At 41.6% G+C, this 13589-nt stretch carries 15 protein-coding genes; 7 read left to right on the top strand and 8 right to left on the bottom strand.

Annotated features, from left to right (window positions below; all coding sequences use genetic code 11):
* Nucleotide 1: 1 nt before the first annotated feature.
* Entirely contained in the window at nt 2-655 is a 654-nt protein-coding gene (locus tag DEU42_RS11360; protein WP_114758426.1) for a metal-dependent transcriptional regulator, read from the bottom strand.
* A 192-nt stretch (nt 656-847) separates the two neighbouring features.
* On the opposite strand from DEU42_RS11360, the gene DEU42_RS11355 reads away from it, so the two are divergent.
* From DEU42_RS11355 to DEU42_RS11340, 4 genes are all read left to right on the top strand, one after another.
* Nucleotides 848-1258 (top strand): BrxA/BrxB family bacilliredoxin, encoded by a 411-nt coding sequence (locus DEU42_RS11355; protein WP_114758425.1) that lies wholly within the window; start codon nt 848-850, stop codon nt 1256-1258.
* A gap of 133 nt (nt 1259-1391) precedes the next feature.
* Complete coding sequence (locus DEU42_RS11350; RefSeq protein ID WP_114758424.1) at nt 1392-2126, top strand: lysophospholipid acyltransferase family protein; 735 nt, start codon at nt 1392-1394, stop codon at nt 2124-2126.
* Between the two features lie 6 nt (nt 2127-2132).
* Complete coding sequence (locus DEU42_RS11345) at nt 2133-3128, top strand: acyl-ACP desaturase (protein ID WP_114758423.1); 996 nt, start codon at nt 2133-2135, stop codon at nt 3126-3128.
* Between the two features lie 205 nt (nt 3129-3333).
* Complete coding sequence (locus DEU42_RS11340) at nt 3334-3981, top strand: HD domain-containing protein (protein WP_114758422.1); 648 nt, start codon at nt 3334-3336, stop codon at nt 3979-3981.
* Here DEU42_RS11340 and DEU42_RS11335 read toward each other — a convergent pair.
* On the bottom strand, nt 3954-5474 hold the full coding sequence (locus DEU42_RS11335; RefSeq protein WP_147278109.1) for a hypothetical protein: 1521 nt from the start codon (nt 5472-5474) through the stop codon (nt 3954-3956). The genes DEU42_RS11340 and DEU42_RS11335 overlap by 28 nt on opposite strands.
* A 128-nt stretch (nt 5475-5602) precedes the next feature.
* On the opposite strand from DEU42_RS11335, the gene yiaA reads away from it, so the two are divergent.
* From yiaA to DEU42_RS11320, 3 genes are all read left to right on the top strand, one after another.
* Entirely contained in the window at nt 5603-6073 is a 471-nt protein-coding gene (gene yiaA, locus DEU42_RS11330) for an inner membrane protein YiaA (RefSeq protein WP_114758420.1), read from the top strand.
* A gap of 69 nt (nt 6074-6142) precedes the next feature.
* On the top strand, nt 6143-6460 hold the full coding sequence (locus DEU42_RS11325) for a hypothetical protein (protein WP_114758419.1): 318 nt from the start codon (nt 6143-6145) through the stop codon (nt 6458-6460).
* Between the two features lie 18 nt (nt 6461-6478).
* Nucleotides 6479-7198, top strand: a complete 720-nt coding sequence (locus DEU42_RS11320) for a sterol desaturase family protein (RefSeq protein ID WP_114758418.1) — start codon at nt 6479-6481, stop codon at nt 7196-7198.
* Nucleotides 7199-7246: 48 nt separating this feature from the next.
* Here the strand turns inward: DEU42_RS11320 and DEU42_RS11315 are convergent, their stop codons facing one another.
* The 6 genes from DEU42_RS11315 to DEU42_RS11290 form a co-directional block, all read right to left on the bottom strand.
* On the bottom strand, nt 7247-8029 hold the full coding sequence (locus tag DEU42_RS11315; protein ID WP_114758417.1) for an enoyl-CoA hydratase/isomerase family protein: 783 nt from the start codon (nt 8027-8029) through the stop codon (nt 7247-7249).
* 4 nt (nt 8030-8033) lie between these two features.
* The gene (locus tag DEU42_RS11310; protein ID WP_199509086.1) at nt 8034-9542 is read right to left on the bottom strand and encodes a sensor histidine kinase; all 1509 of its coding nucleotides are present in this window, start codon (nt 9540-9542) and stop codon (nt 8034-8036) included.
* Nucleotides 9542-10087, bottom strand: a complete 546-nt coding sequence (locus tag DEU42_RS11305) for a CopD family protein (RefSeq protein ID WP_114758415.1) — start codon at nt 10085-10087, stop codon at nt 9542-9544. The genes DEU42_RS11310 and DEU42_RS11305 overlap by 1 nt, the downstream gene beginning before the upstream one ends.
* A complete protein-coding gene (locus DEU42_RS11300) occupies nt 10088-11428 on the bottom strand; it encodes an MATE family efflux transporter (protein ID WP_114758414.1) in 1341 nt (446 codons plus the stop codon).
* Nucleotides 11429-12460: a ferrochelatase gene (gene hemH, locus DEU42_RS11295; RefSeq protein ID WP_114758413.1), complete on the bottom strand. Its 1032-nt coding sequence runs from the start codon at nt 12458-12460 to the stop codon at nt 11429-11431. It abuts the gene before it with no gap.
* 83 nt (nt 12461-12543) lie between these two features.
* Entirely contained in the window at nt 12544-13416 is an 873-nt protein-coding gene (locus DEU42_RS11290; protein ID WP_114758412.1) for a helix-turn-helix transcriptional regulator, read from the bottom strand.
* Nucleotides 13417-13589: the final 173 nt, after the last annotated feature.

The following is a 13589-nucleotide window of genomic DNA, read 5'->3' as shown; positions in this document are numbered from 1 at the left end:
ATTAAATAGTTTTTACAAAAAGATTAGCTGCTATTTTATTGGACACTGTTACCTGTTTGTCACCCAACTTAAGCGTTAACGACATATCAAAATCTTCTTTGCTCATAACTTCTATGGTCGACCCTAAAGCTATTTGCTGTTTGTCAAGGTATTGCAAAAATGCCGACGAGCTGTCTTTTACACCTACGCATATTACTTTTTTACCCGCAGCAATTTCACTAAGCAGTTTTTTGTCAACTTTTGCAATTTTTCCGTTCCGGTCAGGGATTGGGTCGCCATGCGGATCTTCGGTAGGGAAATCCAAAAACTCTTCGAGCTTGTTAATCAGCTTATCGCTCTTAATGTGCTCCAGTTGTTCGGCAACATCGTGCACTTCATCCCATGAAAAATCGAGTTTTTCCAGAAGAAAAACCTCCCATAGGCGGTGCTTGCGCACAATCATTAGTGCTGTAAAACGGCCTTCATCGGTAAGTGAAACACCCTGATATTTTTTATAAACCACCAAACCTTTATCAGCCAGCTTTTGCACCATATCGGTAACCGATGACGGCTTGCTCTCCATTTGGCTTGCAATGGCATTAGTAGTTATACCCTTTGCCTGGTTAAGCGACAAATGGTATATTATTTTTAGGTAGTTTTCTTCAGAGTAGGTCATTCTCACTGTGCATTATACCAACAAATATACTATAATTTGGTTGGTTTAAAAACTTTTTTAGGCAAGACTAAATAATTTGACGTTCTGCCAGTTTTTAAGCTATCTGTAACAAAAAAGTTTGCTGTTATGGGTTTGGCACAAAAAATGCATATCTTTGCAGTAGTTAATTAACTTATTAAAGAATACTATATTATGTATCCAGAAGAATTAGTAAAACCAATGCGCGCTGAACTATCTGACGCTGGTTTTCAGGAACTATATACAGCCGACTCGGTAAAAGAAGCATTATCTAAAGAAGGAACTACACTTGTTGTAGTAAACTCTGTATGCGGATGTGCAGCACGTAACGCAAGACCGGGTGCTAAAATGAGCCTTGACAACGGTAAAAAACCGGATAATCTTATCACGGTATTTGCCGGTGTAGACAAAGAAGCAGTAGACGAGGCAAGAGCAAACATGTTCCCTTTCCCTCCGTCGTCGCCAAGTATGGCATTATTCAAAAACGGTGAGCTTGTGCATATGCTTGAGCGTCACCACATTGAAGGCCGCCCTGCAGATATGATCGCAGAGAACCTTAAAGATGCTTACAACGAGTTCTGCTAAAACAAAACTCTAAAATATCCCAAAGCCACGCCCACAGCGTGGCTTTGTTGTTTTAAGTACTATGCGGGCATACTAAATCTTTTTAGTATTAACAAAAAAGGTGCTACTTTTACGCGAATTTTTAGCAACGTTCATGGAAAAGCTTTTATCTTATCCCATAACTATACTTTATTTAGTAGTATTTCTTTTGTTCCTGGTGATATTTCACCCTATACAATGGATCTGCTTTAATGTGTTTGGCTACCAGGCCCACAAAAAAAGCGTTGATATACTTAATGGCTGCCTTGTGAGGGCTACTCTTATACTGGGCACTACCTACAAATTTGAAGGCAGGGAAAAGGTACCGGCAGGTGTTCCGCTTATTATTGTGGCAAACCACCAAAGCATGAACGACATACCGCCAATTATTTGGTTTATGCGTAAGTTTCACCCTAAATTCATCAGTAAGAAAGAATTAGGGAAAGGAATACCGAGCGTTTCATACAATTTAAGGCATGGCGGTTCCGTTCTTATAGACAGGAAAGATGCGAGACAGTCACTGCCCGTAATTAAAGGACTGGGAGAATATATACAAAAACACAACCGCTCTGCCGTGATTTTCCCGGAAGGAACAAGGAGCAAGACCGGAGAACCAAAGAAATTTAGTGAAACGGGACTTAAAGTGCTTTGCAAAGCCGCCCCTTCTGCGTACATTGTACCAATAAGTATAAATAACTCGTGGAAACTTGACCGTTTTGGCAAATTCCCAATGGGCCTGGGTAATAAACTCACCTTTACCGTACAGGAGCCTTTTGCTATCAAAGATATTCCTTTTGAGGAAGTGATGGAGAGAACTGAGAATGCCGTTATACAAGGAATAAAAAATTAAGAAACTATGTCTACTAAAAACGTTCGTCTGGAAGTAATGAAATTCCTTGAAAAGGATATTGACACTTTCGTGGAAAATTACCTTATCCCGGTCGAAACCATCTGGCAGCCAAGCGACATGCTGCCTGACTCAAAAAAAGAAACTTTTTTTGAAGATCTTAAAGAACTGCGCGAAATAGCCAAAGACCTGCCTTATGATTTTTGGGTAGTACTTGTAGGCGACACTATTACCGAAGAGGCGCTTCCTACCTATGAGTCATGGCTTATGGATGTAGAAGGTGTTGATCAGGTAACAGAAGGCGGCAACGGATGGTCTAAATGGGTGCGCCACTGGACAGGCGAAGAAAACCGTCATGGTGACCTGCTTAACAAATACCTTTATTTAAGCGGACGTGTAAACATGCGCGAAGTAGAAATCACTACACACCACCTTATCAATGACGGATTTGACATTGGTACTGACCGTGACCCGTACAAAAACTTTGTATACACCAGCTTCCAGGAGCTTGCCACTTATATATCGCACAACCGTGTTTCACAAATTGCCAAGAAATTCGGCGACAACAAACTGTCTAAAATGTGCAGGCTAATTGCCGGCGATGAAATGCGTCACCACATGGCTTACAGTGAGTTTGTAGACAGGATATTTAAAGTAGACCCAAGTGAAATGATGCTGGCATTCCAGCACATGATGAAACTTAAGATCGTTATGCCGGCACACTTCCTGAGACAATCAGGTGATGCTTTAGGCAATGCATTTGAGCGTTTCTCAGACTCTGCACAGCGTATAGGTGTTTACACCGCTACAGACTATGTAGATATCCTTAAGAAGCTAATTGAAAAATGGCAAATTGACAAGATAGATGGCCTTACTTCAGAAGCTGAAAAAGCACGTGATTTCCTTATGAGGCTTCCGGACAGAATGACAAGAATCTCTGAAAGGCTTGTTATCCCAGAAGAATCACACATATTCAAATGGGTTACACCAGCCCTTATAAAATAATATAGAAGCCGCTCGAAAGAGTGGCTTTTTTTGGCCTCACCCCCAGCCCCTCTCCAAAGGAGAGGGGAGCAAACTCTCTGCGTTCTCAAAAAACAAAACCTTTGCGAGACTTTGTGCCTTCTTTGCGCATCTCTGTGTAATAACTCTACAATAGTTCATCAAAATTTAATTAGCACAATTCATGGCTAAATCCTAACTTTATCTTATGAATAACCTCATCGATATCACTAAAACTTTTGTAAAAGCGCAGCTGGCACAGGCCGAAGGCGGCCACGACTGGTTTCATATTGAGCGCGTGTACAATAACGCTATGCTAATTGCTAAAGGTGAAGCGTGTAATCTTGAGGTCGTTCAGTTGGGAGCATTACTGCACGATATTGCCGACAGCAAATTCCACGATGGCGATGAGACTGTTGGCCCGTCTATGGCTTGGCAGTTTCTGGCCGCGCAAAATGTGCCGGAAGAAACCATCATCCACGTGGTGAATATCATTGAGAATATTTCGTTTAAGGGAGGTAACCACGAGATGAAATTCCACTCTATAGAACTGGATATCGTTCAGGATGCCGACAGGCTCGACGCCCTTGGCGCGATAGGCATTGCACGTACATTCAACTACGGTGGCTTTAAGAACAGGGCATTATACGATCCTTCCATTCCGCCCAACCTGAATATGACCAAAGAGGAATACAAGGCCACTACCGCCCCAACACTCAACCATTTTTACGAAAAATTATTGCTGCTTAAAGACCGTATGAATACACCAACAGGCAAAACCATTGCCGAAGGCCGCCATCAATACATGGTCGATTTCCTTGACCAGTTTTATGCTGAGTGGGAGGGTGAGAAATAATTACCCAGTAATCCCAGCGTAGTGTCATACACCGGTTTCTTATTTACCCTTGCGAGCAGCCAGGCAACAAAACTCATTACAAAAATATCCTGCGGTCCTGATCGTGCCTCTCCGATAAACTCCTCGACCGTATTTTTAAATTTAGGTGTTGTCAATATTTCAGGCTTGAGCACATAGCGTTCTATCAGGGCAAGGTACTGCAACACTCTGTCTTCATTAACCGAAGTCAGGTATTTTTTGTATCGGCGTTTAAAGCTTTTTATTCGTGATAGCGCCAGTTCGGTATATTCCTGCTGTACATGCAAAAGTATCTCCACCAGACATTTTTTGATAGCCCATTCCATTCCCATTTTTTTTTCATACCAGCTATCGGAATGGTTTAGTTTCACCATTTCTTTGGCAGCGTCGCGTCCGGCATCCTGCTGCAGGTAAAGCACGATAAGCAACAACCTTAAGTCATTTATGTCATTCATATCCGCTTTTTTGTGCTGTACCAAAGCCTTTTCGGCAGTGTCTATCGCCCTGCCTGGATTACCTGAATAGTTCTCATTAAGAGCCTTCAGCAAAAAGTAGCGCAGGCAAAAACGGTTATAATACTTACCACCCTGCTTTTGCAGTTGCTCCCGCATCTTTTCGAGGTACAGCTGTGAATCGGCAAAACGCCCGTTCCTGAAATGGAAGTTGGCCATAAAATACAATATGTAGATATGGTAATACAAATGTCGGTCCGCCAATCCCGCATTGCTATTGATGAATGCATAACTCCTAATGATAAAAGGCGCTATCCTTCCGTAATCGCTGTTAAGCGAGGCATATTCATTAGCAATGAACAATATCTGGTAGAGCGATTTAAAGGTAAGCACCTGCTTTAGCGAAATGCCGTGCGTGGCAATAGTATTCTTTATAAGTTCCTGAAAATCGACAATCTTGCCTTCGTGATACATCTGAGCAAGTTCCCTTCGCAATAAGGCATACCCCAGGTTGAGTTGTTCCTCCTGTTCGAGTTTCTTTTTATTGGTTACGAATTTTTTAATAATCTCATCTAAGGCTAATGTAGGATTAAGGTGGGCAAACTGTATCTGGGTATGGTATATCTCATTCAGCAGGCTAAAGTGTTCCAGTCCGACAGCGATGTTTTCGGCTTTTGCCAGAGATTTAAAAGCAGCCTTGGTGAGCTTATGCTCAAAAAACAGGCGACTCACTACTAACAGACGTAATACAGCATGTTCATCGGAAGTATCGTTCTCAAAACTGCGGTTCGCCATAAATTCGACCAGCGTATCATACAGCCTTTTGCTCAAGGCATGATAGGCATCAGCAGATTTTTTATCGGGGAAGAACTTTTTTTCAACTTTTATATCGTCAGTTTTTAGAAAATTGAAGAGTTCTGTATTGCGCACATCCTTACGTTTATTCTTTTTGTCAAGATACAGGCTAAATGCCTTTATATCTTCATTATTCATAAGATGTATCACTTCCTGAATCGCATTCATATCAACTGATTTTAAGATCATAAATATATAAAAAATGCTATTTTATATCGTCAGTTTTTTTGATATATTGATTTTTAACGCAATTAACTTTGAAGGAAATTTGCTTCATAATTTTAAAACAACAAATTATGGAACCGCTAAAACCAACAGAAGTAAACAACACTTCAGAATCAAGAAATTCAAAACTAAATGTACAATCACCCTTAAGGCCAAGTGCCGCCTTTGTGGGCGCTTCATGGATGACACTCATCATCGGAATGGGTGCTTATTGCATCGGGCTTTTTAATTCGGACATGCTTTACAACGAAAAAGGCTATTACTTTACCATATTACTTTTTGGATTGTTCTCGGTAATATCAGTACAGAAAAGCGTACGCGACAGGCTTGAAGGCATACCCGTAACCGACCTGTATTATGGCATAAGCTGGTTTAGTACCATTGCCTCATTAACCCTATTGATAATAGGATTATGGAATGCCAACCTGTTATTGAGTGAAAAGGGATTCTTCGGAATGTCATTTGCCTTGGGGCTGTTCTCGGCCATTGCCGTACAAAAGAACACCCGTGACCTGAAACAATTTGAATCTAACAATATATAACCCTTAGCGGTGCCCTGTGGCTGTTCCCGGTTTAGCGGACGGCTGCGGGGCTTTCTAAATTACTTTACTATGAAAACAAAATACAGATTCCCTATATATATGGTAGCCGTAGCACTGCTTGCGGTGGTCATTGCTAACCTAATCCACTGGTTTCGCATTACAGCACAATACGATACTTTTGAAGAAATGGTTCCGGCTTACCTAAGCGTATTCCCTTCATGGCTGCAAAACGCCAGGATCATTACCATGATTGACATTTTCCTCCTCGGTATCTCGGGTTTTATTTTCGCACAGGCTATCAAAGTGAATTATTTAAAAGTTCTCTCGATAATTTTTGCCGGCCTTACATCATTACTCATTTTATGGCAGGTGTTTTCGCTGATGTAAAATTTAAAACCAACTTATATGCTACTCATTATATTCATCGCATTTGCCGTATGTTTTTTAATAGAACGGCTTAACCTGGGCTGGAAACTGCCCGAAGTACCTACCTGGACCATAAGGGTACTAGGTGTAAACTTTATCCAGTTGGGGGTTGTATTGCTGGCCGGCATCAGTTGGGAGAAATGGTTATCATCATTTTCGCTCTTCCATTTGTCCAGCCATGTATCGCCTGCTTTGGGCGGCATTATTGCTTATTTTATTGCTACCTTCCTGTTTTACTGGTGGCACAGGTGGCGTCATCGCAGCGACTTTTTATGGACACGCTTTCACCAGATACACCATAGCGCACAACGTATAGAAGTAGTCACTTCGTTTTACAAGCACCCTATGGAAATGGTTGTAAACTCCATCATAGGAAGTCTATTAGTCTATTCGCTATTAGGGCTTAATCTTGAAGCCGCGGGTATCTATACGGTATGTACCGCATTGGGTGAGTTCTTTTACCATACCAATATCAAAACACCGCAATGGATAGGCTACATATTTCAAAGACCGGAGATGCACCGCATCCATCACGAGTACAACAAACACACTAATAACTATGGCGACATCGTTTGGTGGGATATGTTGTTTGGCACCTATGAGAATCCCAAAGAATTCAAAACCTCCTGCGGATTTGACAACGATAAAGAACAACGCTTATTTGATATGCTCAAATTTAAAGATGTACACAAGGAATAAAAAAACCGGCGTAATGCCGGTTTTGTGTTTTTATATAGTTCATGGTTATTATTTCCCCGGAAACTCCGCTTTTCTCTTTTCAAGGAATGCTGTTGTACCCTCTTTAAAATCGGCAGTTCCAAACGATTCACCAAAGGCTTTTATCTCTGCTTCGTAACCATTTACTCCATCCTCAAAGTTAGCATTGATGGCTTTTATAGCAGCCGATATCGCTACCGGAGAGTTTTTCATGATCTTAGCCGCAATACCTTTACAGAAATCTACAAGCTCTGCCTGGGGCACTACATGGTTTACCAATCCGTAGGCTTTTGCTTCTTCGGCGTTTATCATACCTGCTGTCATAATCATTTCCATAGCACGGCCTTTGCCTACAAGCTGTGGCAAACGCTGCGTTCCGCCATACCCCGGAATAACACCAAGCGATACTTCCGGAAGACCCATTTTAGCATTATCTGAAGCTACCCTAAAATGTGCTGCCATAGCCAGTTCAAGACCTCCACCAAGTGCAAAACCGTTAACTGCTGCAATTACAGGAGTAGAAAGGTTCTGTACAAAATCAAAAAGAAGTTCCTGCCCTTTAGCTGCTAAAAGTTCCCCCTGATCTGTAGAGAAATCAGCAAACTCAGAGATGTCAGCACCGGCAACAAAAGCCTTCTCGCCACTTCCGGTTACGATTATTGCTTTTACGCTATTGTCAGCATCAAGTGCTTTAAAGGCTTCGTGCAGCTCCTGAATGGTAGCTTTGTTAAGTGCATTAAGCTTTGTTGGCCTGTTAATGGTAATTACAGCAAGCCCGTCAGCCTGTTCCGTAAGTATGTTTTCGTAATTCATTGTATTATGTATGTTTGTTGTTTGTCTCTTCTTCGTCGCCTTCGGCGTTAGTAATTGGCAGGGTAACTAAAAATTCAGTACCCACGCCTATAGTGCTTTCAAAGGTAATCGTACCGTGGTAATTTTCCACAATATTTTTTATGATCCCAAGCCCCAGACCCATACCGCTGGTTTTGGTCGTAAACTTCGGTTCAAAAATACGGCGCTTATTTTCCATGCTAATTCCTTTACCGTTATCTTTTACCGAAATCTTTGCCATTTCGCCTTCGCGGAAAACCCTCACCTCAACCATTGGATTAACTTCATCTTCCGAAATAGCCTGTGTTGCATTCTTAACCAGATTGGTAATGATACGGATAAGCTGCGTCCTGTCCATACGGGTAATGATATAAGGCTCATCGGCATGGTAATTAATGTAAGGTTCGTTGAATATCTCCAATGCCAGCTGAACGATCTTTACCACGTTCAGTGTTTCGTTTTGCTGTGCCGGCATAGAGGCAAAACTCGAGAATGCCGATGCTACCGAACTCATGGTATCTATTTGCTGTATCAGGGTTTTAGAATACTCGTCGAGCTTTTGGACGATCTCCGGATGGTTCGGGTCAAACTTACGCTGGAAGCTCTGCACGGTAAGACGCATTGGCGTTAGCGGGTTCTTGATCTCATGGGCTACCTGCTTGGCCATTTCGCGCCATGCCTGTTCCCTCTCGCTCTGGGCGAGCTTGGTCGCACTTTCATCAAGATCGTCAACAAGATTATTATAGGCATCCACCAAGAGGCTTATCTCCTGAGGGGTATCACCCATATCGAGTTTTTCGTTCTCTTCGCTGAGTCGGGTTTCTTTAAGGCGGTCAGACACTTCTTTAATCGACTTGGTAATATAGCTCGACAGGAAGTAAGCTATAATAACTGATATCAACAGCATAAAGGAATATACCTGTGTGAAGCGTATCAGGAAATTACTGGTTTCTTTTTCATAATAACCATCGTCTTCTATATAAGGCAGGTTCATTATGCCTAAAGGCTTAAATTTAGTATCTTTTATATAGCTGTAAGACGAACGGAAACGCTTGCCGTCTTTTACTTTAAAATCTACATACCTCTTTTCGGCAGTAGAGCGCAACACCTTTAGTATAGGTGCCGGTATGTTCATGCTAATGGTATCGACCGAAAAGGCTGCCTTAGACGATTTCAGCAAATGCCCGTTAAGGTCGTAGATATTAATTTCCATGCCGTGGATATTGGCAAGCTCATGAATTCGCTCTCGGAATATCAGCGGAAGGTTTTCGGTATTCAGCGGATAGGTGGTATTGGCAAGAATATAGTTGATGTGCGCCTTTATGGCAAGTTCCTTGCGTTCCAGCCTGTCCTGGTGGTAATCTTTCGCTTCTTTTTTAAACTGGTAAATGCTCACCGCGGCAATAAGCAGCGATGCGATAAGGGTAATAAAAATCATGGACAGGAAAATCCTTGTCCGCAATGACCACCTCTTTATCTTGAATTTTTGTTTCATTAAGAGTTGTTTTTCTCTCTTATGCGTTTGTAAAATTTATAGCCCAGCATGAGCAGTATAGAGAACACTATAATACCAACCACGCCAAATATCCAGTTGATGGCACTCTTGAGTATCACTAAAAATACCACCGCAAAAAGTATGATGGTCGCACCTTCATTCCACAATCTCATAAAGCCCGTAGTATATTTTACCTCATCCCTCTGCAATTGCTTAAAAATACTGTGGCATTTAAAATGATACAAAAACAGCAGAAAAACGAATGTAAGCTTTACGTGCATCCACGGCTGTTGCAGCCATTGTGGCATAAGGCATAAAAGCGTTATCGCAAAGATTGTTGCCAGTACTGCCGACGGCCAGGTAATAATGTACCATAGCCTGTAGCTCATCAGTTTGTATTGTTTGATGAGTATCTCTTTTTCAGGCGAAGGCTTGTCATTCGCCTCAATATGGTACACAAACAGCCTCACAATATAAAACAGTCCGGCAAACCAGGTGATTACAAATATGAGGTGCAGTGATTTTATGTAGTTGTAGTATTCCATTTATTCTTCATTAACATGTTCGGTCATTGCTGTTTTTAAAAATATCCCGGTTACTATCGTAGAGAGTACATCGGCAATGGGAAAAGCCACCCATACACCAAAAATACCAAAAAACTGTGGTAATATAAGCACCAATGGTATCAGGAAAAAGCCCTGTTTGGATAGCGTAAGCATCAGTGCTTTTTTAGCCATTCCTGCCGCCTGAAAATAGGCTGCACCTATAAGCTGTACCGCAATAATGGGCGATGCCGCAAAGACCCAGCGCAATGCTCCCGGTGTATCCCGGATAACATCAGGGTCGGTAGTAAAAACTGCTGTTATAGGCTTTGCAAAAACCAAGATTACAATGAATATGAGGATCGCCAGCCCTCCCGCATATTTAATAGACAGAAAAACCGATTCGCGCACTCTTTCATGGTTCTTTGCTCCATAATTATACCCTGCAATCGGCAAAAAGCCCTGCGTAATGCCCAGTACAGGAAACAGTGCAAACATGAGCATACGGCTGATGATACCATATACCGTGATGGCATGTTCACCTCCCTGCGCAAACAAGGTATGGTTAAGTATTACAGCCAGTACACTTATTACCCCTTGTCTTGCAAAGGTTACAAAGCTGAGGGAAGTAATTTCTCCTGCTATTTCTTTCTTCCAGGTAAAATGGCTCCATTTAAGGCGAAGCTCACTTCGGCAAATAAAGAACCAAAGTATATATACAAAACACAAAAAGAAGGATGATGCTGTTGCCAATGCTGCTCCCATTACTCCCAATCCGAGTATTTTTATAAAAAGGATATCAAGTATTATATTGGATGATGCAGATATGATCATGGATATCATAGAATGCCTTGATTTATCTTCGGCACGGATTACATTATTACCCATCATACTCAGTGCCTGAAATGGTACTGCCAGCAGTATCGGGAAAAAGAATATTCTTGCCGGTTCGGTAATATCACCGTTTGATCCAAAAAGAAAGAGTATCTCATCCCCAAAAAAAAGTCCGGTAGCCACAAATACCGATGATACTCCAAAGGTCATCATGATCTGGTGTGCAAAAGTAGCAAGCGCCTTATCCTTGTTTTTGGCACCAAGCGCACGCGACAATACCGAGCTTCCGCCTGTGCCTATTGCCATGCCCAATGATGAGATAAAAAAAGTAATAGGCATAACTACTGATAGTGCAGCTATAGCTAATGAACCAATCCAGCGACCTACAAAAATGGTATCTATAAGTATATTGACCGTCATGAACAATATACCTATAGATGCCGGAACCGACTGTTTTATCAGCAGGCTCTTAATATCTTTTTTTGCAAGCTCGCGGGATGAAATCTCCATTTATACTGCCGGTGTTTCAGCGTGAGCCCATTCATTAATCCAGTTGCTCACAACACCAATCCATTCATCATTATCATTAAGACAAGGAATTGCCAGGAATTTCTCGCCGCCATGCTCTTCAAATTCCTCTTTGGCACGCATTGCGATCTCCTCAAGGGTCTCAAGGCAGTCGGCTACGAAAGCAGGTGTTACCACCGCCAGTTTTTTAATTCCGCCGGAAGGCATTTTGTTGATTTCAACGTCGGTATATGGTTCCAGCCATTTGTCGCCGGCAAGGCGCGACTGGAACGTAAGCGAATATTTCTCTTTAGGAATACCCAGTTGCTCTACCACTAAACGGGTAGTTTCGTAACACTGGTGACGGTAACAGAATTTGTGTGCTGCCGATGGCGTTACACAACAGGTATCGTTTATTTTACAATGCGATTTGGTTACATCGGTCTTTCTGATATGACGCTCCGGGATGCCGTGATATGAGAACAGCAGATGATCGTAATCAAACCCTTCCAGTGATCTTTTTATTGAATTTGCCAATGCAGTAATATAATCCGGCTTATCATAAAAAGCAGGAACATCGGTAAAGGTCATGTGAGGGAATTTCTTTTTCCTTATTTCTTCAGCCAGTACTAATATAGTAAGTGTAGAAGCCATGGCATACTGAGGGTATAACGGAAACAGCAGCACTTCGGTAACGCCCTGGTCAGACAATTCCTGAAGTCCCTGTTCTATAGATGGTTCGCCATAACGCATTGACAGCGCTACCGGCAACTCTGTTCTTTGTTTCACTTTTTTGTGCATCCTTTCCGAAAGCACAATAAGCGGCGAGCCTTCTTCCCACCATATTTTCTGGTAAGCTTCAGCCGACGCTTCCGGCCTTTTGCGAAGAATAATACCTCTCACTAACAATGCTCTTAATAAAAACGGAACATCTATTACATATTTGTCCATTAAGAACTCATCAAGATATGGCTTTACGTCTTTTGGCGTCGGACTTTTTGGCGACCCCAGATTTACTAGTAGTACTCCTTTCATTATATTACTCTTTGTTTGCTATTTTAAAAGCCTTTAGCTGTTCACAAAAACCATGCGAAAGGCGGTTTGTTTTTTTGTTTTTCTTAAACCTTCTCGTTTATACTCATTAAATACTTCTTAGGCGTGGTTCCAAATTTCTTCTTAAATGCCGATATAAAATGGCTGGCGGTACTATACCCTATCCTTAGTCCTACTTCGTTTACATTATAGGTGCCACTGTCAAGCAGCTTACGGGCATAATCCATCTTATAGTCAAACAGGAAGCTGTATACACTGTCACCATAAATCTGCTTAAAGCCCATTTTGAGCCTCTTTAAACTGATGCCTACCTGATCGGCCAGTTCTTCAAGTCCCGGCGGTTCTGCCATATTAGCAATTACAATGTCTTTAGCCTTACGTATTTTTATTACGTTCTCCTCATCTACAAGGAAAGGACATGACTCGGCATTGGTATCTTCGGCACGGTTAAAATAAAGGCTTAACAGTTCGTATACCTTCCCTTTAAAATATAATTTCTTGATGCTCTGGTGTAGATTAAAATGAAAAAGCTGACTCAGCACCACAGCCATAGACGGGTTTATTTTTTCGTCCTTATAATATTTCTTATCAATGTTGTCATTGCTCAAAAAAGGAATATGATCGGCCTGTTCTGAGAAGAATCCGTGAAATTTTTTGATGGATACCAGTACCGATATTACCCAGCTGTGCGGAGCTATTTCAAGATGCACCGGAAGCTCTTTTTGTGGGTTGTACAAAAACAACGATAACTCCTCTCTAAGGTCGAGCGCATAGCGGCCCTGGTTAAAAATAAACTTGGCACGACCCTTTATGCCAAAGTGAAATTGTATGAGGTCTGTTCCTACTTCCCGTTCATAATGAGAGGTTTCATCGCTGTCGTTCTGAAAGCGCAGCACTATAAAATCATCCTCAATCTTAATTTCCTCATGAGAACCCATAGCGGTATTTTTTTTATGGCAATCGCAAAAATCAAATCTAACTTTATTTAGAATTATTCTAAACTATATTTTTGCAATACGCTGATTTTATTGCAAATTTAGATTATTTGACCAAATAAATACATTTTCGTGCCAAAATATCCCACAGCGATACAAATAGGACTTTGAGCGTT

Origin of the sequence: Flavobacterium sp. AG291 (assembly GCF_003350375.1) — a bacterium.
Classification (GTDB): Bacteria; Bacteroidota; Bacteroidia; order Flavobacteriales; family Flavobacteriaceae; genus Flavobacterium; species Flavobacterium suzhouense.
This window is presented reverse-complemented; position numbering and strand designations above follow the sequence as displayed.